19 protein-coding genes are annotated in these 21507 nt (G+C 68.1%); 5 read left to right on the top strand and 14 right to left on the bottom strand.

Annotated elements, in window-relative coordinates:
- Positions 1–9: 9 nt before the first annotated feature.
- Entirely contained in the window at positions 10–330 is a 321-nt protein-coding gene (locus tag A5744_RS03685) for a DUF2563 family protein (RefSeq protein WP_076058507.1), read from the top strand.
- Here A5744_RS03685 and A5744_RS03680 read toward each other — a convergent pair.
- Together A5744_RS03680 and A5744_RS03675 are read right to left on the bottom strand one after the other, a co-directional pair.
- A complete protein-coding gene (locus A5744_RS03680; RefSeq protein ID WP_076058718.1) occupies positions 327–2582 on the bottom strand; it encodes an alpha/beta hydrolase-fold protein in 2256 nt (751 codons plus the stop codon). The two genes, A5744_RS03685 and A5744_RS03680, sit on opposite strands and share 4 nt — an antisense overlap.
- 37 nt (positions 2583–2619) lie before the next feature.
- On the bottom strand, positions 2620–3747 hold the full coding sequence (locus A5744_RS03675) for a Xaa-Pro peptidase family protein (RefSeq protein ID WP_076058505.1): 1128 nt from the start codon (positions 3745–3747) through the stop codon (positions 2620–2622).
- 52 nt (positions 3748–3799) lie between these two features.
- On the opposite strand from A5744_RS03675, the gene A5744_RS03670 reads away from it, so the two are divergent.
- Positions 3800–4756 carry a 5'-3' exonuclease gene (locus A5744_RS03670; RefSeq protein ID WP_076058503.1) on the top strand — a complete coding sequence of 319 codons (957 nt, stop codon included), beginning with the start codon at positions 3800–3802 and terminating at the stop codon, positions 4754–4756.
- 18 nt (positions 4757–4774) lie between these two features.
- Here A5744_RS03670 and A5744_RS03665 read toward each other — a convergent pair whose 3' ends face one another.
- The 11 genes from A5744_RS03665 to dop all read right to left on the bottom strand — a co-directional run bounded on the left by A5744_RS03665 (position 4775) and on the right by dop (position 16633).
- On the bottom strand, positions 4775–5539 hold the full coding sequence (locus tag A5744_RS03665; protein WP_076058501.1) for a DUF4333 domain-containing protein: 765 nt from the start codon (positions 5537–5539) through the stop codon (positions 4775–4777).
- Between the two features lie 50 nt (positions 5540–5589).
- On the bottom strand, positions 5590–8358 hold the full coding sequence (locus tag A5744_RS03660; protein WP_076058499.1) for an RNA helicase: 2769 nt from the start codon (positions 8356–8358) through the stop codon (positions 5590–5592).
- Between the two features lie 6 nt (positions 8359–8364).
- The gene (tatC, locus tag A5744_RS03655) at positions 8365–9228 is read right to left on the bottom strand and encodes a twin-arginine translocase subunit TatC (RefSeq protein WP_076058716.1); all 864 of its coding nucleotides are present in this window, start codon (positions 9226–9228) and stop codon (positions 8365–8367) included.
- Between the two features lie 149 nt (positions 9229–9377).
- Positions 9378–9656 carry a Sec-independent protein translocase subunit TatA gene (gene tatA / locus A5744_RS03650; protein ID WP_076058498.1) on the bottom strand — a complete coding sequence of 93 codons (279 nt, stop codon included), beginning with the start codon at positions 9654–9656 and terminating at the stop codon, positions 9378–9380.
- 90 nt (positions 9657–9746) lie between these two features.
- Entirely contained in the window at positions 9747–10721 is a 975-nt protein-coding gene (locus A5744_RS03645; protein WP_076058496.1) for a YafY family protein, read from the bottom strand.
- A complete protein-coding gene (locus A5744_RS03640) occupies positions 10718–11731 on the bottom strand; it encodes a YafY family protein (RefSeq protein ID WP_076058494.1) in 1014 nt (337 codons plus the stop codon). Before A5744_RS03640 ends, A5744_RS03645 begins: the two co-directional genes overlap by 4 nt.
- Positions 11732–11742: 11 nt before the next feature.
- Positions 11743–13101 (bottom strand): Pup--protein ligase, encoded by a 1359-nt coding sequence (gene pafA, locus A5744_RS03635; protein WP_139329450.1) that lies wholly within the window; start codon positions 13099–13101, stop codon positions 11743–11745.
- A gap of 67 nt (positions 13102–13168) precedes the next feature.
- Positions 13169–13942: a proteasome subunit alpha gene (gene prcA / locus A5744_RS03630; RefSeq protein ID WP_076058491.1), complete on the bottom strand. Its 774-nt coding sequence runs from the start codon at positions 13940–13942 to the stop codon at positions 13169–13171.
- Positions 13939–14859: a proteasome subunit beta gene (gene prcB / locus A5744_RS03625; RefSeq protein WP_076058489.1), complete on the bottom strand. Its 921-nt coding sequence runs from the start codon at positions 14857–14859 to the stop codon at positions 13939–13941. The genes prcA and prcB overlap by 4 nt, the downstream gene beginning before the upstream one ends.
- Positions 14856–15050: a ubiquitin-like protein Pup gene (locus A5744_RS03620; protein ID WP_076058487.1), complete on the bottom strand. Its 195-nt coding sequence runs from the start codon at positions 15048–15050 to the stop codon at positions 14856–14858. The genes prcB and A5744_RS03620 overlap by 4 nt, the downstream gene beginning before the upstream one ends.
- Before the next feature lie 74 nt (positions 15051–15124).
- Positions 15125–16633 carry a pup deamidase/depupylase gene (gene dop / locus A5744_RS03615; protein ID WP_076058485.1) on the bottom strand — a complete coding sequence of 503 codons (1509 nt, stop codon included), beginning with the start codon at positions 16631–16633 and terminating at the stop codon, positions 15125–15127.
- A 139-nt stretch (positions 16634–16772) separates the two neighbouring features.
- Between dop and A5744_RS03610 the strand changes: the two genes are divergently transcribed.
- A complete protein-coding gene (locus A5744_RS03610; protein WP_076058482.1) occupies positions 16773–18080 on the top strand; it encodes a hypothetical protein in 1308 nt (435 codons plus the stop codon).
- 9 nt (positions 18081–18089) lie between these two features.
- Complete coding sequence (locus A5744_RS03605; protein ID WP_076058480.1) at positions 18090–18698, top strand: hypothetical protein; 609 nt, start codon at positions 18090–18092, stop codon at positions 18696–18698.
- Positions 18699–18715: 17 nt separating this feature from the next.
- Here the strand turns inward: A5744_RS03605 and arc are convergent, their stop codons facing one another.
- Positions 18716–20545: a proteasome ATPase gene (arc, locus tag A5744_RS03600; protein WP_076058714.1), complete on the bottom strand. Its 1830-nt coding sequence runs from the start codon at positions 20543–20545 to the stop codon at positions 18716–18718.
- A 311-nt stretch (positions 20546–20856) separates the two neighbouring features.
- Here arc and A5744_RS03595 point away from each other — a divergent pair, with 311 nt between their 5' ends.
- Positions 20857–21423 carry a hypothetical protein gene (locus A5744_RS03595; RefSeq protein WP_076058479.1) on the top strand — a complete coding sequence of 189 codons (567 nt, stop codon included), beginning with the start codon at positions 20857–20859 and terminating at the stop codon, positions 21421–21423.
- Positions 21424–21507 lie beyond the last annotated feature (84 nt).

Here is a 21507-nt window from a genome sequence, read left to right as displayed (position 1 = left end):
GGATTAGCGATGGAAGTCGACACGGGATTGCTGCATTCGGGCGGCAACGAGTCGCACCGCGCGGGTGGGCACGCCCAGGAGGCGGCGGGTCACCTGGCGCGTGGGCCGCTGACGCCCGGGATGTTCGGTCAGTTCGCCGCGGCCGAATCGTTTCACGAGGCGGTCACGTCGGCGCATGCTCAGCATGTGAAAACCCTGCAGGCACACCAGGAAACGGCGACGACGGTCGGCAAGAACGCGCACCTGGCCGCGAACGGGTTCACGGACATGGAGGAGCGCAACGCCGCGCAATTGCGAGCGGTGCGGCCCGGCTCTGCCACGTTCGGTTAGCGAGCCGCCGCCCCCAACGTGATTCGGTGCCGCCCCGGTGGCACCGCCACAGTCGATCCCGCCGGCTCACCGTCGAGGCGCACCTCAACCCCGGCGGGTAGTTCGCCAAGCGTGATCCGCGCGGCGGAATCGGTGGCGACCGTGATCGTCGACGACGGCAACGACGCCAACCCGGCGCGCCGCAGATCCACTGTGAGACTGGCAACCCCACTTAATCGCAACGTCAGATACGGCAGCGGTTCGACGGGCAATCCCACGCGCCAATCCAGCTCGCTGTACAACCCGGGCGAGGGCTCGAAGTTGAGGATGACGCCGCGGCGATGCCGAACGGTGTGCGTGGGATCCGGCCGGGCATACGACCGCGCATCCACCGACGCGACCACGCCGCGCCGAGCGGCAACCGCCGGATCCGCGGTCAGCTCCGAGACCCACCACGCCCGATCGGGCCCGATACCCAGGTCGGCCCGCACCAGCTGTGGATACCACGCGAACGTGATATGCCCCGGATCAGCTTGGCGCACACCGGTTCCCATGTGAGCGATCGGATCCTCGAACTTGTCCTGAAACACCCAGGCGATGTGATCCTCAAACGGATACACGGTGAACCGGTGTCGGTAGCCGAGGCGGTCGAGTTCGAGCACCTGCTCGGCGGCCGAGGCGAACGGCACCAGTTCGTCGACCAACCCGTGGGCAATGACATACGGCAGCCAGCGGGCGTTCACCAGTAACTTCCACGTGTCGCCCTCGCGGGCGCACGGCGAATCCGGGTCCAGGTCGGCTGGAATGTCGACATCGGGCAGCAGGCGCACGCCGCACGTCGGCGGGCCGGCAAGCACGACGGCCTGCGCGAACACCTCCGGATAGCTCAGCCCGAACTTGTAGGCCGCATAGCCGCCCATCGAATAACCCGAGACCACAGTGCGATTGGGGTCGGTACCCAGTTGTTCGGCCACCCGCGCCCACACTTCCCACACGTCGAGCTCGCCGGTGTCGAAGTACCAGGTCGACGGGCCCCGGGCCAGCGGCGTTACCACCACCGAATTGCGGCCCTCGCACATCTCGTGCAGCAGCCGCGGATCGATCGCGGCAAATTGGCTCTGCCCCAACGCAAGCGAGTGCAGCAGCAGAGTCAACGGCAGGCCAGGCGCATACGTCGAAGGCAGGCATACCGCATACGGCTGAACCCGGCCGAGGAATTGCGGCTTGGTACTCAAAATATCGCTGGCCGCCCAGCCTTGTTCTACGCCCTGCCCGAGCTCGACCGAGGACACGTACCACCGCGTCGACGGGCCGGTGATCACCGGTTCGGGCGTGGTTTCGCCCGCCGCCAGCTGCTCCCACTGCACCGTCACCGCGAACTCCGAGACGTCGCCGCGGGTCAGGGCCGCGGCCTGGGCGGCATCGGACCAGAAGTTCAGGTGCGGCGGTTCCTGCGCGTTGGTGCGAAACGCCACGTTGTAGACGTTCGGTTGTCCAGGCAGCGCGCCGTGCCCGGCGGGCACATCGGCGAACCCGTCCCCCGGGGCGTTGGCCAAACCCGCGACCAGCCGCACGGTCCAGCTGCCTGCCGGGTCCACCAACGCCCGCGGGACCTGCGCCACGAACGAACGCGACGCCATGTCGACGCTGTGCTGCACCGGCGTGCTAACACCCGTGGTCAGGTCGATCAGCGCGGCGCTGCGGCCCGAAACCAGCAGGGCCCGGTCGATACCCGCGGAGCGCACGCCCGCCCCGGCCGGCCACTGCTCCGGCGCCGACCGGCTCGGGCCGGTGTCGAAGGCGAACACCGCGATTGGCACCGAGGCGTCCACCAGCGTGTTCCAGTCGATCCGCCACCACGTGTGGGTGTCGGTGAGCCCGATGGCGACGCGAAAGATGTCGGCGCCGTTGCCGGCCGCGGGGCCGTCGGGATAGACGTAGGTACCGCGCGGCGGCGCCTGGATTTTCAGGTCGCCGACCGGCAGGCCCGTCGCCCCGTGGTCGTCGTAGAGGAAGTCGGTCCAGAACAGGGCGCCGCCGGCCACCCGGCCGCTACCGCAGGTGCGCGGGAACTCCTCGCCGAACGGCCATCCGGCCGGCGCCGGAAGTTGCGGCTCGGGCCGGCGCGCTGCGGGCGGCGCCCCCTCGGGCATGCCGTCGACCACGACGAGTTGGGCGGGCGGCGCCGGCGGGGGCGAGGCGGGATGCAACACCGCGTCGGTGACGTGTCGTGCAATGCGGATCGGAAGCAGGGCTAGGTCCAGGATTGACACCACGCCCAACCTACGCGCACGGCCGCTGTCCCGATCGCTATGACGCGGGCACCACGATCAGCTCGTGCGGCCGGTTGTTGACGGCCAGCGCGCCGTCCTCGGTCACCACGACGATGTCCTCGATGCGGGCGCCCCAGCGGTCGGGGAAGTAGATGCCCGGCTCGATGGAAAACGCCATGCCCGCGGCCAGCGGAAGGTCATTGCCCGCGACGATGTAGGGCTCTTCGTGGACCGAGAGCCCGATGCCGTGGCCGGTGCGGTGCACGAAGAACTCCGCGAGCCCGGCCTCGGCCAGTACATCGCGGGCGGCCGCGTCGACCTGCTCGGCCGTCACTCCCGGACGCACCGCGTCGAACGCCGCGCGCTGGGCTCGCTCCAGCACCGAATAATGTTGGGCCACATCGGGTTTAGGTACGCCGATGCTGTAGGTGCGGGTGGAGTCCGAATGATATCCGGGCTCGTAGGCTCCCCCGATGTCGACGACGACGATGTCGCCGATCTGCAGTTCACGATCCGAATAGCCGTGGTGCGGGTCGGCGCCGTGCGGACCGGAGCCGACGATGATGAACGCCACATCCGAATGCCCTTCGGCCACAATGGCATCGGCGATGTCAGCGGCAACGTCGGCCTCGGTGCGTCCCGGCCGGAGCAACTCCGGCACCCGCGCATGCACCCTGTCGATGGCCGAGCCGGCCTTGCGCAGCGCATCGATCTCGCACTCCTCCTTGACCATCCGCAGCCCGCGCAGCACGCCGGTGGCCAGCACCGGCAGCACGCCGAGCACACCGGCCAGCGGCAACAAATGCGCCGCCGGCATGGAATCGGTGACGGCCGTCGCGACGGGGCCGCCACCCAGCGCGGCGCCCACCAACCGGTACGGATCGTCGCCGTCGACCCAATCACGCACCGCCAGGCCGAGTTCCGGAATGGCCGACGCACGCAACGACGCCAACTCCAGCCGCGGCACCACGACTGTCGGCGCACCGGAGGCCGGCAGCACCAGCGCGGTGAGCCGCTCGAACGTCTGGGCTCGCGACCCTACGAGGTAGCGCAGGTCGTAGCCCGGGGTGATCACCAGTCCGGCCAGCCCGGCGTCGGCGGTCGCGGCGGCCGCAGCGGCCAGCCGGCGGGCATACACCGCGGCGTCGAATCGGTCAGAATCCATGGCAGCCAGGCTAACCCGCGCCGGAGTTCGGCGGCGTGAGACCATAGCCGGCATGCCCGCACCCGTGTTGTTGCTCGACGGCGCCAGCATGTGGTTCCGCTCGTATTTCGGGGTGCCGTCGTCGATCACGGCCTCCGACGGCCGGCCGGTCAACGCCGTGAGGGGCTTCATCGACTCGATGGCCGTGGTGATCACCCAGCAGCGGCCCGCCCGGCTGGCGGTCTGTCTCGACCTCGATTGGCGACCGCAATTCCGGGTGGACCTCATCCCGTCGTACAAGGCGCATCGGGTCGCCGAGCCGGAGCCGCCGGGTGAGCCCGACATCGAGGAAGTGCCCGACGACCTGACCCCCCAGATCGACATGATCATGGAACTGCTGGACGCTTTCGGGATTCCGACGGCGGGCGCGGAAGGTTTCGAGGCCGACGACGTGCTGGGCACGCTGGCGGCGCGCGAGCGCCGCGACCCAGTCGTGGTCGTCAGCGGAGACCGCGACCTGCTGCAGGTGGTCGCCGACGATCCCGTCCCGGTCCGGGTGCTCTACCTGGGCCGCGGGCTGTCGAAGGCGACGCTGTTCGGGCCCGCCGAGGTGGCCGAACAATACGGCGTCCCGGCGGATCGGGCCGGGGCCGCCTACGCCGAACTGGCGCTGATGCGCGGCGATCCGTCCGACGGCCTGCCCGGTGTGCCCGGCGTGGGCGAGAAAACGGCGGCCACCCTGCTGGCCCAACACGGCTCGCTGGAGCGGATCCTCGCCGCCGCACACGATCCGAAATCCAAGATGGCCAAAGGCCTACGGGCGAAATTGCTTGCCGCCACCGATTACATCGAGGCCGCGGGCCACGTGGTGCGCGTGGCCACCGACGCGCCAGTCACGCTTTCAACACCGACCGACAAGCTACCGCTGGCCGCCGCTCACCCCAAGCGGACCGCCGAATTGGCGACCGAGCTGGGCGTCGGGTCGTCGATCGGCCGCCTGCAGAAAGCGCTGGACGCGCTGCCCGGCTGACGGGTTACTGGGGGCGGACTACTGGGGCCGGCCCACCTCATAGGTGCCCTTGTTGTCCTGGAACGTCACCGTCACGTGCTTCGTGGCACCGTCGATGCTGACGCTGCAGTCGAACGTGCCACCCTTCTTGACGGTCGGGTCCTGGCCCTTGTTGCACTTGACGTCTTTGACGTTCTTCGCGCCGTAGCCGTTGGTCTCGTCGGTAAGGACCTGCTGCACGCCTTGCTGCGCCTTGTTGACGTCCAGTTTGGTGGTGACGAAGAACCCGGGCTCCCAGAAGCCGAGCACCAGCACGACGGCGATGAGCAGAAACGCGATCACCCCGGCGATGCCGCCGATCAGCGCGACCGAACGCTTCTTACCCGGTTGCTCGTAGGTCGGGTACTGCTGCGGGTACTGGCCGGGCTGGCCGTACTGACCCGGCTGGCCATACTGGCCGGGCTGACCGTACGGGGGCTGGCCGTACTGGGTCGGTTGGCCGTACTGGCCGGGCTGACCGTACTGAGGCTGGCCGTACTGGCCGGGCTGCCCGTACTGAGGCTGGCCGTACTGACCCGGCTGACCATACTGACCGGGCTGTTGGGGGTAGGCCTGTTCGGTCGGCTGCTGGTACTGCGGGTATTCGGCAGGGGGCGTGTACGCCGGGGCCTGCCACGTCGGCTCCTGGGCGGGCTGCTGCTGTTGCCACGGCGAACCCACCTGGGTCGGTTCCTGGGACCGATCGCCACCCTCGCCGGGCGGTTGCCATTGCTGGCCCGGGTCCGATCCGTGGGGTCCGCTCATCGTGTCTCCTCGCCTCTGGTCTTTGGCTGCCACCGTAGCTCGGGCTCAGCCTACCCGGCGTCAACTGCGACGACGCCGCGCCGAACCTCATTGATAGCGCGCTTGGCGGTTGCTCGCAGCTCAGCGTCCGGGGCGGCGTTGCGGACCTGGTCCAACAGGTCGAGCACCTGGCGGCACCACCGTACAAAATCGCCCGCCAACAATGGCGAACCGGTGCCCGCCGGATCGGCGGCGGCCAGCGCCGCGGCCAGATCGCCGGTCCGCGCCCAGCGATAAACCACGGTGACAAAGCCGTCGTCGGGTTCGCGGCTCGGGCCGATCCGGTGGGTTTGCTCGTCGGCGCGCAGCGCGAGCGACAGCTTCGACGTCTGATTCAGCGCCTGCCGCAATCGCGATGTGGGTGCGTCGGCGGCAAACGGGCCGCCGGGGCCGTCCCCGCCGCGGCTCTCGTAGAGCACCGCCGAGACCACCGCCGCCAACTCGGCCGGTTTTAGGTCCGCCCATGCGCCGGTGCGCAGGCATTCGGCGACCAATAGGTCGCTCTCGCTGTAGATGCGGGCCAGCAACCGGCCGTCATCGGTGACGCGCGGATCGGTGGCCGGGCCTTTTATGAACGCACGCTCGGTGAGCAGACCGACGATCCGGTCGAAGGTCCGGGCCAGCGAATTGGTCGCTGCGGCAACCTTTTTCTCCAACTGGGCGTTGTCGCGTTCGATGCGCAGGTAGCGCTCGGCCTGTCGCATCCGCTCCTCCAGGCCGGGACTGTTGTGGGCGGGGTGCCGGCGAAGTTGCTCCCGCAACGACGCGAGCTCCGGGTCGTGAAACGCGCCGTCGTCGTCGGAGCCGCCCCCGCGACGGCGCTTTGTCGGGACATCCAGCCCGGCGGCGGCGGATCGCAGGGCCGACGCCAGATCGCGCCTGACCCGCGGCTGCCGGTGTTCGACCCGCTTGGGCAGTGACATCGATCCGACCGGCGCCGAGGCACCCGAATAATCCGCCGACGAAATGCGTCCCGCCCAGCGATGTTCGGTGAGCACCAACGGCCGCGGATCGGAGGTGTCGCGGGCCGACTCCAGCACCACCGCCAGTCCCCCGCGCCGGCCGTGGGTGATGCTGATGATGTCCCCGCGACGCAGCGCGGCCAGCGCGTCGCTGGCCGCCTGCCGTCGTTGCAACCGCGACGCGCGCGACTGCGCGCGCTCCAGCTCGGAAATCCGGGCCCGCAACCGGGCGTATTCGAAGATCGGCGCATCGGCCCCGCCCAGTTCGGCGGCGATCTCGTCGAGCAGCTGGCGCCCGCGTTCAATACCACGCACCACGCCGACGACGGACCGGTCGGCCTGATATTGGGCGAACGACTGCTCCAGCAGCTGGTGAGCCTGCTCGGGGCCCATGTGCTGGACCAGGTTGATCGTCATGTTGTACGACGGCGCAAACGAACTGCGCAGCGGGAAAGTGCGCGTCGACGCCAGGCCGGCCACCGCGGAGGGCTCGGTGGTTTCTTCGGCGGGATGCCACAGCACCACCGCGTGGCCCTCGACGTCGATGCCGCGCCTGCCGGCGCGCCCGGTCAGCTGGGTGTACTCGCCCGGCGTCAATGGCATGTGCTGCTCGCCGTTGAACTTCACCAGCCGCTCGAGAACCACCGTGCGGGCGGGCATGTTGATGCCGAGCGCCAGGGTTTCGGTGGCGAACACCGCCTTGACCAAGCCGGCGGTGAACAGCTCCTCGACGGTGTGCCGAAAGGCCGGCAACATCCCGGCGTGGTGGGCCGCCAGCCCGCGCAGCAGCCCCTCCCGCCATTCGTAGTAGCCCAGCACTGCGAGGTCGGAGTCGGCGAGGTCGCCGCACCGGTGCTCGATCACCTCCGCGATCTGTGCGCGCTCTTCCTCGGTGGTCAGCCGCAGCGGCGAACGCAGGCACTGCTGGACCGCGGCGTCACAACCCGCCCGGGAGAACACGAACGTGATCGCCGGCAACAAGCCCTCGGAATCCAGGGTTGCGATTACGTCGGGCCGCGACGGCGGGCGGTAGAACCGCGGCCGGCCCGAGCCTGCGCGTCCTGCACCGCCGCGGCGGCGGGGCTGCCAGTCCGACATGCGGTCGGCCTCGCGGCGATGCGCGATGTGCCGCAGCAGTTCGGGGTTGACCCGCGGCTGACGATCGGCGGCCGGCTTCTCGTTCTCGTAATCGAACAGGTCCAGCAGGCGCTTGCCCACCAGGACGTGCTGCCACAGCGGAACCGGCCGGTGCTCGTCGACGACGACCGTCGTGTCGCCGCGCACCGTCTGGATCCAGCCGCCGAACTCCTCGGCGTTGCTCACCGTGGCCGACAGGCTGACCACCCGCACCTCGTCGGGCAGGTGCAGGATCACCTCCTCCCACACCGGGCCCCGCATCCGGTCGGCGAGGAAATGCACCTCGTCCATCACCACGTACGAAAGACCTTGCAGCGCAGGCGAATCGGCGTAGAGCATGTTGCGCAAAACCTCGGTCGTCATCACCACAACGGGCGCGTCGGCGTTCACCGACATGTCGCCGGTGAGCAACCCGATCCGGTCGCGGCCGTAACGCAGCGTCAGGTCGGTGTGCTTCTGGTTGCTCAGCGCCTTCAGCGGCGTGGTGTAGAAGCACTTGCCGCCGGCCGCCAGCGCCAGGTGCACGGCGAATTCGCCGACGACCGTCTTGCCGGCGCCGGTCGGCGCGCAGACCAGCACGCCGTGACCCCTTTCCAGCGCCGCGCACGCCCGCTGCTGAAAGTCGTCGAGGCCAAATGGCAGCTCCGCGCTGAACCGGGCCAGCTCGGCCAGCTCGGTCACGCGGGCCTAAGTGACGTCGTCATGCTGCCCGGCAGTGAACGACGGCTCGGGTATGGGCTCGGGCTCCTCGAGGACCGATGCTTCGTCGTCGGGGATCTCCGCCTGCGCTTCGCGCTTGGCCTTCCGCTTGTCGTGCAGGCGCGCGATCTGGATGGCGAATTCCAGCAGCACCGACAGCGCAACCCCCAGCGCCGTCATCGAAAACGGATCGGAACCGGGCGTGAACACCGCCGCGAACACGAACATCGCGAAGATCAGGCCGCGCCGCCACGACTTGAGCCGCTCATAGGTCAGCAGCCCTACCATGTTCAGCATCACGATTAGCAGCGGGAATTCGAAGCTGACGCCGAACACGATGAGCAGGTTGATCAGGAAGCCGAAATAGCGGTCCCCGGACAACGCGGTCACCTGCACGTCGCTGCCCACGGTCAACAAGAAGCCCAGCGCCTTGGACAGCACGAAGTAGGCCAGCACCGCGCCGCCGATGAACAGCACCGCGGCCGGGATCACGAACGCGATCGCGAAGCGGCGCTCGCGCTGATAGAGCCCCGGCGTGATGAACGCCCAGAGCTCGTACAACCACACCGGGCAGGCCAGCACGATCCCGGCTGTCATCCCGACCTTGAGCCGCAGCATGAATTGGTCGAACGGGGCGGTGGCCAGCAGGCGGCACTGCCCGTTGGGGCTGATCTCGGCGCGCGCCGACTGCGGCAGCGAACAGTAGGGATGGCGCAACCACTCGCCGAGGCTCTCCAGCCCAAAGATCGAATGCGAATACCAGACGAACCCGAAAATCGTGGTGATCAGGATCGCGGCCAAGGCGATCAACAATCGCGCGCGCAGCTCGGTCAGGTGATCGACCAGCGACATGGTCGCATCGGGGTTGGTGCGGCTGCGCCGGTAACGAGGGTTGAGCCGCTTCAGCAAGGCAGCGGTGCGCGCTGAAGTCTTGAAAAGTTTCACGACGCTCGGTCAGTGGCGCTCGGGCAACCGCGACGGCTAACCGCGACTACGCCGGGCTACGCGGGGCGCGCTTCGTGGTGACCCTGCTCGCTCGCCTTCGGCGGGTCGACCCGCTCCGACTGCACGGGCTGGGGGTTCACCGCGGGGGTCTCCGACGGGGTTTGCAGGGACGGCGTTTGGTCCTTGTTCTCCGTCTGCATTTCCCGCATCTCGGACTTGAAGATGCGCATCGACTTACCCAGCGAGCGCGCCGCATCGGGGAGCTTCTTGGCACCGAAGAGCAGGACCACTACGACAGCGAGGATCGCCCAGTGCCACGGACTAAGACTGCCCACTTTGATTACCTCCAGACGTCCACCCGATGCTACCGCAGTAGCGAGAACTGCCGGTTTCCCCGCGCCGAGGCGCGCAGGTCCCGCGCTGCTTCACCCCTGGGCCGCGACCTGATAGGACTCCAGCGCCACCGCCGCGGAATCCCGCACCCGCTGCGCGAGCGACGCGGGAGCGAGCACCCGCACGGCCGAGCCGAAGCCCAAAACCAGGCGCGTCATCCAGTCCTCGGAGGCGTAGGTCATGACCGCCTCGCACGAGCCGTCCGGCAACTCGCGCACGTCGCGCATCGGGTAGTACTCGAGCATCCACGACGCCGAGGGCGCCACCCGCAGCGTGGCCGACGGCAGCGACGGATCGCCGTCGAACAGGGACGTGTCCGGCGGCGCGTGCAGCGCCGACTCGGGCGCGGCGGCCGGCTCGCCCAGCTCGGTGGCCTCCACGATCCGGTCGAAGCGGAACAGCCGAACCCCCTCGGCGTCCCGCGACCAGGCCTCCAGGTAGCTTTGGCCGCCGATCAGCAGCACCCGGATGGGGTCGACGATGCGGCTGGTCAACGTGTCGTGCGACGCGGCGTAGTAGTCGATGGAAAGCGCGTGTTTGTACTGCACCGCCGCGCGTACTGCGGCCGCGGCCCGGCTCTCGACAGGTGCCTGCTCATCGACCGCCGCCGCAATACCCGTGGCGTCGTGCCCGACCGCGCCCGCGGCGGCCTCGATCTTCGCGATCGCACTGCGCGCGGCCTCCGGATCGACCACGCCGGGAATGTCGGCCAGCGCCCGCAGCGCCACCAGCAGGCCGGTGGCCTCGGGCGACGTGAGCTTCAGCGGCCGATCGATGCCCGCCGAGAACGTCACCTCGATCTTGTCTCCGGAGAACTCGAAATCGATGAGATCGCCCGGGTAGTAGCCGGGAAGACCGCACATCCACAGCTGGTTGAGGTCCTCTTCGAGCTGCTTGGCCGACACCCCGAGGTCGGCGGCGGCCTTGGCGCGGGTGACCCGCGGGTTGGCCTGGAAATACGGCACCATGTTGAGCAGCCGAACCAGGCGGGTGGACACCGGGGTCATGAGGCCTCCCCCAATCCTCCGAGGCCCGCCTGGGCGCGCAGCCGGTCGACCACATCGTCGCGCAGCGACTGCGGCTCGAGCACGACGGCGTCGGCGCCGTAGCCCGCGATGTCGCGCGCCAGCCGGTCGCTCCAGCCGATTTCGAATTCGAGGATCTCGCCGTCGCGGCCGCCCAGCTGCCGCTCACCGGTGGACCGTCCGGCCCGGCGCAGCGCGGTGGCCCTCCCCTCGGCGACCCACACCCGCGCCTGCCCGCCCGTCGGCGTTTCGGCGACGATCCGGGCCACGATCTTGCGCAGGTCGACATCGTCGGGCACGGTGACCGCGCCGGCGGGACCGATCGGCACGACCTCGGCGCCGATCCGCGACAGCCGGAAAGTGCGGACGGCGTCGCGGTCGCGGTCGTGGCCCACGAGATACCAGCGGCCCTTCTCGGTGACGACGCCCCACGGCTCGACGGTGCGCGTGGTGAACGGTTCGGCCCGCGACGGCCGGTGCGGAAACTGCACGGCCTGGCGAGAATCGATGGCCGACAACAGGATTCCGAGGACATCCTCCGACCCCCGCAGGCCCGGCACCCCGGGCGGGGAGGCGATGGCCACGGGGGACCCTTCATCCGAGGGGTCGACGTCCACGCCGGCGGCGCGCAGCTTCAGCAACGCGCCTTGGGTCGCGGTGATCAGTTCGGGCGACTCCCACAGCTGGGTGGCGACGGCGACCGCGGCCGCCTCGTCCGACGTGAGTTCGACGGGCGGCAGCGCGTAGGCGTCGCGGTTGATCCGATAGCCCTCGGTGGGGTCCAGCGCCGAGACCCTGCCGACCTCGAGGGGGATGCCGAGGTCGCGCAACTCGTTCTTGTCGCGCTCGAACATCCGCGAGAACGCCTCCGCGCTGGGGCTATCCGAGTAGCCCGCCACGCTGGACCTGATCTTGTCGGCGGTGATGTAGCCGCGGGTGGACAGCAAGGCGATGACGAGGTTTACCAGCCGTTCGACTTTCGAGGTCGTCATTTGCTCCAGAGTTACATGCTCGCGATCAGCCGTTTGACCCGCTCGTCGACGGCCCGGAACGGATCTTTGCACAGCACGGTGCGCTGGGCCTGGTCGTTCAGTTTGAGGTGTACCCAGTCGACGGTGAAGTCGCGGCCCGCGGCCTGGGCGGCGCTGATGAATTCGCCGCGCAGCCGGGCGCGGGTGGTCTGCGGCGGCTGGTCGACGGCTTCCGCGATGTCCTCGTCGGTGGTGACGCGGGTGGCCAGACCCTTGCGCTGCAGTAGGTCGAAGACCCCGCGGCCCCGCTTGATGTCGTGGTACGCCAGATCCAGCTGGGCGATCTTCGGGTCGGACAGCTCCATGTCGTAGCGGTCCTGGTACCGCTGGAACAGCTTGCGCTTGATCACCCAGTCGATCTCGGTGTCCACCTTCGCGAAGTCCTGGCTCTCGACGGCGTCGAGCTGACGGCCCCACAGGTCGACGACCTGCTCGATCTGCGCGTTGGGCTCGCGGACCTGCAGATGCTCGACGGCGCGGCTGTAGTACTCCCGCTGGATGTCCAGCGCGCTGGCCTGTCGCCCGCCCGCCAGCCGCACCGGCCGGCGGCCGGTGACATCGTGGCTGACCTCGCGGATGGCGCGGATGGGGTTGTCCAGCGAGAAGTCGCGGAACGGGACACCGGCTTCGATCATCTCCAGCACCAGCGCCGCGGTGCCCACCTTGAGCATGGTGGTGGTCTCGCACATGTTGGAGTCGCCGACGATGACGTGCAGCCGCCGGTACTTCTCGGCGTCGGCATGCGGCTCGTCGCGGGTGTTGATGATCGGACGGCTGCGGGTGGTGGCCGACGAGACGCCCTCCCAGATGTGCTCGGCGCGCTGGCTCAGGCAGAACGTTGCGGCCTTGGGGGTCTGCAGCACCTTGCCGGCCCCGCAAATCAGCTGGCGCGTGACCAGAAAGGGCAGCAGCACGTCGGAGATCCGGGAGAACTCACCGGCCCGCACGATCAGGTAGTTCTCGTGGCAGCCGTAGGAGTTGCCCGCCGAATCGGTGTTGTTCTTGAACAGATAGATGTCGCCGCCGATGCCCTCGTCGGCCAGCCGCTGCTCGGCGTCGACCAGCAGGTCTTCCAGCACCCATTCGCCTGCCCGGTCGTGCGTGACCAGCTGGACCAGGCTGTCGCATTCGGCGGTGGCGTACTCGGGATGGCTGCCGACATCGAGGTACAGGCGCGCGCCGTTCCGCAGGAAAACGTTGGAGCTGCGGCCCCAGGAGACGACGCGGCGGAACAAATAGCGGGCGACCTCGTCCGGGCTCAGCCGCCGGTGGCCGTGGAACGTGCAGGTGACACCGAACTCGGTCTCGATGCCCATAATTCGACGCTGCACACAATTGAGGGTACTGGTTCTCAGACCGCGACCGTGAGCATGCCGCGCCCACGGATGTTACGGGGGGTCAGTCGTCGGATTCGTCGTCGGATTTCGAGTCGGATTTCGAGTCGGATTTCGGGCCCTTCGAACCGGCCTGGTCGAGCAGGCGTTCCAGGGTGGAGCGCCCAAGCCGGCGAAATGCGCGACGCGGCCGGTTGGCGTCCAGGATGGCGACCTCCAGACTGGCCCCTTCGAGGGAGGCCTGGTCGCCGTTCGAGCCGTCGCTGCCGGCCCGCAGCGCGTCCACCGCGATGTGCAAGGCGTCGTGCAGATCGGCGTTCTCGGCGTAGGACTCCTTGAGCGCGTTGGCGATCGGCTCGGTGGTGCCGCCCATCACCACGAAATGCGGCTCGTCGGCGATCGACCCGTCGTAGGTAATCCGATACAGCTCAGGTGGTTTCGTCTCGCCGTAGTGCGCGACCTCGGCGACGCACAACTCGACCTCGTACGGCTTGGCCTGCTCGGTGAAGATGGTGCCCAGCGTCTGCGCGTAGACATTGGCCAGCTGCCGGCCGGTGACGTCGCGGCGGTCGTAGGCGTAACCCCGGGTGTCGGCGAATTGGATGCCGCCGCGGCGCAGGTTGTCGAACTCGTTGAACTTGCCCGCGGCCGCAAAGCCGACGCGGTCGTAAAGCTCGCTGATCTTCTGCAGGGACCGCGACGGGTTTTCCGCAACGAACAGCACACCGTCCGAGTAGGCAAGCGCCACCACGCTTTTGCCCCGGGCGATGCCCTTGCGCGCGAGCTCGCTGCGCTCGCGCATCGCCTGCTCGGGAGAAATGAAGTACGGGAAACTCACTTGTCACCCCGCGGCTCGGCGTCAGGGCCGAAAGTGTCAGCGCGCGAACGACTTTCGATGACCTCACGAGCCAGCTCGGAGATGCGGCCCTCGGGTACGTCGACCGCCCCGTCGGCGCCGATGGTGACCGCGGTCGGATAGATGCCGCGGACCAGGTCCGGGCCGCCGGTGGCCGAATCGTCGTCGGCGGCGTCGTAGAGCGCCTCGATGGCGACCCGCAACCCCGAATCGGCATCAGTCACCTGCGAATACAGCTTCTTCATCGAAGACTTGGCGAAGATCGACCCCGACCCCACCGACTGATACCCCTCTTCTTCGATGTTCCAGCCGCCGGCGGCGTCGAAAGTGACGATGCGGCCGGCGCTTTCCGGATCGGCCGCGTGGATGTCGTAGCCCACCAGCAGCGGCAGGGCCACCAGGCCCTGCATCGCGGCCGCCAGGTTGCCGCGCACCATGATCGCCAGCCGGTTGACCTTGCCGGCAAAGGTGAGCGGTACCCCTTCGAGTTTCTCGTAGTGCTCGAGTTCCACCGCGTAAAGGCGGGCGAACTCAACCGCGATCGCGGCGACGCCGGCGATGCCGGTGGCGGTGTAGTCGTCGGTGATGTACACCTTCCGCACGTCACGGCCGGAGATCATGTTGCCCTGCGTGGAACGCCGATCACCGGCGATCAGGACACCGCCGGGGTATTTCAGCGCGACGATCGTGGTGCCATGCGCAAATTGCCCACCGGGTTGACCGCTCCCCGATGGACCACCCCCCGATTGAACGCTCCCCGATTGACCCCCGCCGAGGACCGCCGGCAGCAGCTCGGGCGCTTGGCGGCGCAACAAATCAGCGAACGAGGACGGGTTTAACCCTGAGGTTCCGGAAAATGCCGAGTTGATGGGCAGACGATCAGAGAACGGCCAGGTCACTGTCCGCCCTTTTGGACGTACGCACGGACGAAGTCCTCCGCGTTCTCCTCAAGGACGTCGTCAATCTCGTCGAGCAGATCGTCGGTCTCCTCGGCTAACTTCTCGCGGCGCTCTTGGCCCGCGGCTGTGGTACCGGTGACATCGTCGTCGTCACCGCCGCCACCGCCACGCTTGGTCTGCTCCTGAGCCATCGCCGCCTCCTGCTAGGTCTGGGCCTGTTTCTCTACAGTACCGGTCAACGCCGACGTTTCCCGGTTTAACGGGCCTAGCTGGTTAGTTGTTCCACCAGTTCGACCGCGCTGTCCACGGAGTCCAATAGCGCTCCGACGTGTGCCTTGCTGCCCCGCAGCGGCTCCAGCGTCGGGATGCGCACCAGCGAATCGCCGCCCAGATCGAAGATCACCGAGTCCCAACTGGCCGCGGCGATATCGGCGCCGAACCTGCGCAGGCATTCGCCACGGAAGTACGCGCGGGTGTCCGTGGGCGGGTTGTCGACCGCGTCGAGAACCTGGTGTTCGTTGACCAGACGCTTCATGGAGCCGCGCGCCACCAGCCGGTTGTAGAGGCCCTTGTCCAGCCGGACGTCCGAATATTGCAGGTCGACGAGGTGCAGCCGGGGCGCCGACCAGCTCAGGTTCTCCCGCTGGCGGAACCCCTCGAGCAGCCGCAGCTTGGCCGGCCAGTCCAGCAGCTCGGCGCAGTCCATCGGGTCGCGCTCGAGCTGATCGAGCACGTGCGCCCACGTCTCGACGATGTCGGCCGCACGCGCGTCGGGGTCGCGGCTGTCGACCAGCTTGGCCACCCGATCGAGGTAGATGCGTTGCAGCGCAAGGCCGGTCAGCTCGCGCCCGTCGACCAGGGCCACCGCGGCCCGCAGCGACGGGTCGCGGCTGATCGCGTGGACGGCGTGCACCGGCCGGGCCAACGCCAGGTCGGTCAGGTCGATCCCGTGTTCTGGGCCCTCTTCGATGAGGTCGAGCACCAGCGCCGTGGTGCCCAGTTTCAGGTAGGTCGACGTCTCGGCGAGGTTCGCATCGCCGATGATGACGTGCAGCCTGCGGTACCGGTCGGCGTCGGCGTGCGGTTCGTCGCGGGTGTTGATGATGCCGCGTTTGAGCGTGGTCTCCAGCCCGACCTCGACCTCGATGTAGTCGGACCGCTGGGACAGCTGGAACCCGGGCTCGTCACCGGAGGGCCCGATGCCGACGCGGCCGGATCCGGTGATCACCTGCCGCGACACCAGGAACGGGGTGAGACCGGCGATGATGGCCGAGAACGGCGTCTGGCGGGACATCAGGTAGTTCTCGTGCGACCCGTAGGACGCGCCCTTGCCGTCGACGTTGTTCTTGTAGAGCTGCAGTTTCGCCGCTCCGGGCACGCTCGCGACGTGCCGGGCGGCGGCCTCCATCACCCGCTCGCCCGCCTTGTCCCAGATCACCGCGTCCAGCGGGTCGGTGCACTCCGGCGCGGAGTATTCCGGGTGGGCGTGGTCGACGTAGAGGCGCGCGCCGTTGGTCAGGATCATGTTGGCCGCGCCGACCTCGTCGGCGTCGACCACGGGCGGCGGCCCGGCCGACCGGCTCAGGTCGAAGCCACGGGCGTCACGCAGCGGCGATTCCACCTCGTAGTCCCAACGAGTCCGTTTGGCGCGCTGGATACCGGCGGCGGCGGCATAGGCCAACACCGCCTGCGTCGAGGTGAGGATCGGGTTGGCGGTCGGGTCCGACGGCGACGAAATGCCGTACTCAACCTCCGTCCCGATAATCCGTTGCATTACTTCAAGATAGGCCCGGCGACGACGCGGCCCCCGCAGCGGGGGTAAGCCGGGCACATGACCGGTCATGTTCCCGGGCTCCGAATTGAGCCTGGCAACAGCCTCCGCGCGGGCCGTTTCGACACTAGGGTGAGCCGGCATGGACCTCTCGCTGCGCCAGAGTTCGGGCCGCCGGACGGACAGCCGCGAGACGGCGGGCTCCGCGGCCGAAAGCTGGTTCTTGGAGCGGGGCCTGCCCTCGGTGCTCACCAGGCGGGCGCGGTGGCGACGGCTCTGGCCGCGGTCGGCTCCCATGCTGGCTGCCTACGCGACGTTGCAGGCCTGCGTCCTGCCGGTCTACTTGATCACCGGCGGCAACGATGTCGAGATCACCGGCGAGCCGACAACTTCCGAATGGATCGTGCTCGCAATCATCGGGCTGGCGCTTCCGCTGATGGCCGTTGTCGGCTGGGTGGTGTCCCGGTCACGCAGCGGCCGCACCCGCGCGGCCGTCGCGACCGTCGCGGTCGTCGTCGTGGCGTGCGTCGCGGCGACCGTGGGCGGGCCCTCGCAGCTGGTGCAGGAAGCGGTCGTCGTGGCCGCGGTGCTGATCCTGACCGGCGCCGGCGCGGGTTCGGTGGTGGGCTGGGCGGTGCGGATGATGCTCTCGCACCTTGCCACCGTCGGCGCCTTGGCGGTGCGGGCGCTGCCGGTGGTGCTGCTGACCGCGTTGGTGTTCTTCAACACCTACGTCTGGCTGATGGCCGCGACGATCAGCGGCAAGCGGCTGGTGCTGGCGATGGCGTTTCTGGTGTCGATCGCCGCGGCCTTCGTCGTGTCGGCCACCCTCGAACGAGTGCGGCCGATGCTGCGCTCGACGACTGTGCGGCCCAGCGACACGCCCCCCGATGACACAGGGCCCGATGACACCGGCCCCGATGACACCGGGCCCGACGACACCGAGAAGCTCGCCGGCACTGAGAAGCTCGCCCAGACGCCGTTCGCGACGATGCTCGATACGCATGACTGCGCCCCGCTGAAAAGGACCGAACGCGCCAATGTCGTGTTCGTGCTCGCCGCCTCGCAGTTGGCGCAGATCCTGGTGGTGGCGGTGGTCACCACCGTCATCTACTTCATCCTGGGGCTGATCATCCTCAGCCCTGAGCTGCTCAACGAGTGGACCCACACCTACAAGAGCACTTCGACGGTGTTGGGATTGACGCTCCAGGTGCCGGATTCGCTGATCCACATGACGCTTTTCCTCGGCGCGCTGACGTTCATGTACATCAGTGCCCGCGCGGCTGGCGACGCCGAGTACCGCTCGACATTCCTCGACCCGCTGATCGACGACCTGCGCACCACACTGATCGCGCGCAACCGCTACCGCGGCGCCGTCGCGTTGACCGCGTGTGCTGTTGACGGGCGCGCTGTTGACGGCGCTGTTGACGGCGCTCACGCCAATGATTAATTTCGCCTGATGGCCGAGGATCTGTCCGGAAAACGTTACGGCGAGGTGCTTCTCGTCCAGGTCGGTGAGTCCGGCCCGCAGGCCACCGTCTACAACAGCTTCCCGCTCAACGATTGTCCGGCCGAGCTGTGGTCCAAGCTCGACGCACAGGCCATCGCCGCCGAAAACGGCGCGGCCGCAGCCCTGCTCAACGGTCCGCGCTACTGGCTGATGAACGCCATCGAAAAGGAGCCGCAGGGCCCGCAGGAGCGGAAGACCTTCGGCGGAATCGAAATGATCAAGCAGGCCACCGTCGCGATGTCGTCGATGAACCCCGCGCCCTACAGCGCCAACGAGGTGAGCCGCAACACCGTCTTCGTCTTCGACGCCGGTGCAGAGGTCTACGAACTCGTCGACCCCGACGGGCGGCGCTGGGTGATGCAGACGTGGAGCCAGGTCGTCGACCCCAACCTGTCGAGGGCCGACCTGCCCGGCTTGGCCGGCCGCCTGAACCTGCCCGACGGGTGGCGCTACGAGCCGCGCGTGCTCACCGAAACGCTGCGGGTGGATACCAGGACTCGCCCCGCCCAGGTCACGCAGGACGACCTCACCAACAGCTACTCGCTCGAATTCGACTGACCCGGTAGCGGTTAGCGCTACAGGTACTGACCCAGGTTCGACTCGGTGTCGATGGCGCGCGACGCGCTCGACGACTTGCCGGTGACCAGGGTGCGGATGTACACGATCCGCTCGCCCTTCTTGCCCGAAATCCGCGCCCAGTCATCGGGATTGGTGGTGTTGGGCAGGTCCTCGTTCTCGGCGAATTCGTCGACGATCGAATCGAGCAGATGCTGAATGCGCAACCCCGGTTGTCCGGTCTCCAGCACCGACTTGATGGCGTTCTTCTTCGCCCGGTCGACGACATTCTGGATCATCGCCCCGGAGTTGAAGTCCTTGAAGTACATGACTTCCTTGTCGCCATTGGCGTAGGTGACCTCCAGGAACCGGTTGTCGTCGATCTCGGCGTACATCCGGTCGACGACCTTTTCGATCATCGCCTTGATGCAGGCCGTACGGTCACCGCCGAACTCGGCGAGGTCGTCGGCGTGCACCGGCAGGGCCTCGGTCAAGTACTTCGAGTAGATGTCTTGTGCCGCTTCCGCATCGGGCCGCTCGATCTTGATCTTCACGTCCAGACGTCCCGGCCGCAGGATCGCGGGATCGATCATGTCCTCGCGGTTGGACGCACCGATCACGATGACGTTCTCGAGTCCCTCCACGCCGTCGATCTCGCTGAGCAGCTGCGGCACCACGGTGGTCTCGACGTCCGACGAGACGCCGGTGCCGCGGGTCCGGAAGATCGAGTCCATCTCGTCGAAGAACACGATTACCGGCGTTCCCTCCGACGCCTTCTCACGCGCCCGCTGGAAGATCAGCCGGATGTGCCGCTCGGTCTCGCCGACGAACTTATTCAGCAGCTCGGGGCCCTTGATGTTCAGGAAGTACGACTTCGCCTCGCGAGAGTCGTCGCCGCGCACCTCGGCCATCTTCTTGGCCAACGAGTTGGCGACCGCCTTGGCGATCAGCGTCTTGCCGCAGCCGGGAGGCCCGTAGAGCAGCACGCCTTTCGGCGGGCGCAGCGCGTACTCGCGGTAGAGCTCCTTGTGCAGGAACGGCAGCTCGACCGCGTCGCGGATCTGCTCGATCTGGCGGGTAAGCCCGCCGATGTCTTGGTAGCTGACGTCCGGCACCTCTTCCAGCACCAGGTCTTCGACCTCGGCCTTGGGGATGCGTTCGAAGGCGTAGCCGGCCTTGGTGTCGACCAGCAGCGAGTCGCCGGGGCGCAGCTTGCGGGGCTTGGTGTCGTCGTTGAGAGCGTCGGGAACGCCGTCGGGCAGGTCCTCGGCGACCAGCGGCTCGGCCAGCCAGACGATGCGTTCCTCGTCGGCGTGTCCGACGACGAGCGCGCGGTGGCCGTCGGCGAGCACCTCACGCAGAGTGGAGATCTCGCCGACCGATTCGAACGTGCCGGCCTCGACGACGGTCAAGGCCTCGTTGAGCCGGACGGTCTGGCCCTTGCGCAGCAATGTGGCGTCAATGTTCGGCGAGCATGTCAGGCGCATCTTGCGGCCCGAGGTGAACACGTCGACGGTGTCGTCGTCGTGCGCGGCGAGGAGAACGCCGTAGCCGCTGGGCGGCTGGCCGAGCCGGTCGACTTCCTCGCGCAGTGCGAGCAGTTGTTGGCGGGCCTCCTTAAGAGTTTCCATTAATTTGGAATTGCGTGCGGCCAACGAGTCGATGCGGGCTTCGAGCTGATGCACGTCGCGGGCCGAGCGGGCGGCGCCGTGCGGCCCCACCGCGTGGTCCAGTTGCTCGCGCAGCATCGCTGCCTCACGGCGTAACTGTTCCAATTCGGCAGCATCGTCGCTGGACATGTCGGTTTCGCTAGCTGTGCCGAATGCTTCAGAACGCTCTGAGTCACCCATGTTGCGCTCCTTTCCCGCCCCGAATAACGCGGTGGATACATCAACGCTACCGGCGATTGCCGCCAGATGTGCGGAGTCAAATGCCGTCAAAATTCGCGTCATTGCTCCCGCTGGTAACCTCAGCGTCGATTCGGGACCACCGAAAGGACACCTGTGATCCCAAAAGCCCTCGCCACAGGCGTGGCGGCCGTCGCGGACGTCGCCGCGGCGACGGCAGGTGTGACTTGCATTGCACCCGTTGGCTCGACGCTCGCAGCCACGCCACTGCAAGAATCAGGCGTGCGCTAATAGCACGCCACTGAGTCGACCGGATGCATCGAAACCCGTCCGTTGCGTTAAGTGCCGCCATCGCCGTGGCGGCCATCGGGCTCGCGGGGTGCTCGCACAAGGAACCCAAGGTCGCGTCTTCGAGTCCGTCTGCGCCGGTGCCCGCCGCGTCGAGTCCGGTCATCGTCGCTCCGCCGACCGCCCCGCTGCCCCCGCCCGAAGCGCTTACCGAGGTGCTGAACCGGCTCGCCGACCCGAACGTTCCGGGCATCAACAAGGTGAGCCTGGTCGAGGGGGCAACCCCCGAGAGCGCGGCCACCCTGGACAAATTCACCAACGCGCTGCGGGACAACGGCTACCTCCCGATGACCTTCGCGGCGAACAACCTCGCGTGGTCCGACAAGAATCCCTCCGACGTGATGGCGACGGTCAGCGTCAACACCCCGCGGGCGAACAACGGCAAGTTCACGTTCCCGATGGAGTTCACCCCCTTCCAGGGCGGCTGGCAGCTATCCCGACGCACCGCGGAAACGCTGCTGGCCCTGGGCAACTCGCCGTCTGACACCGCGCCGCCCCCTGGCCCCACGCCACTGCACCGCGCTGCTGCATGAGCTCGATGAAGCGCTGCGTTCCGACGACGTCGACGGCGTCGGGGGACAGCACCGCGATCTTGCGCGAGGCGATCGTGTCGGGGG

The sequence above is a fragment of the Mycobacterium sp. IS-1264 genome, assembly GCF_001954195.1.
Classification (GTDB): Bacteria; Actinomycetota; Actinomycetes; order Mycobacteriales; family Mycobacteriaceae; genus Mycobacterium.
This window is presented reverse-complemented; position numbering and strand designations above follow the sequence as displayed.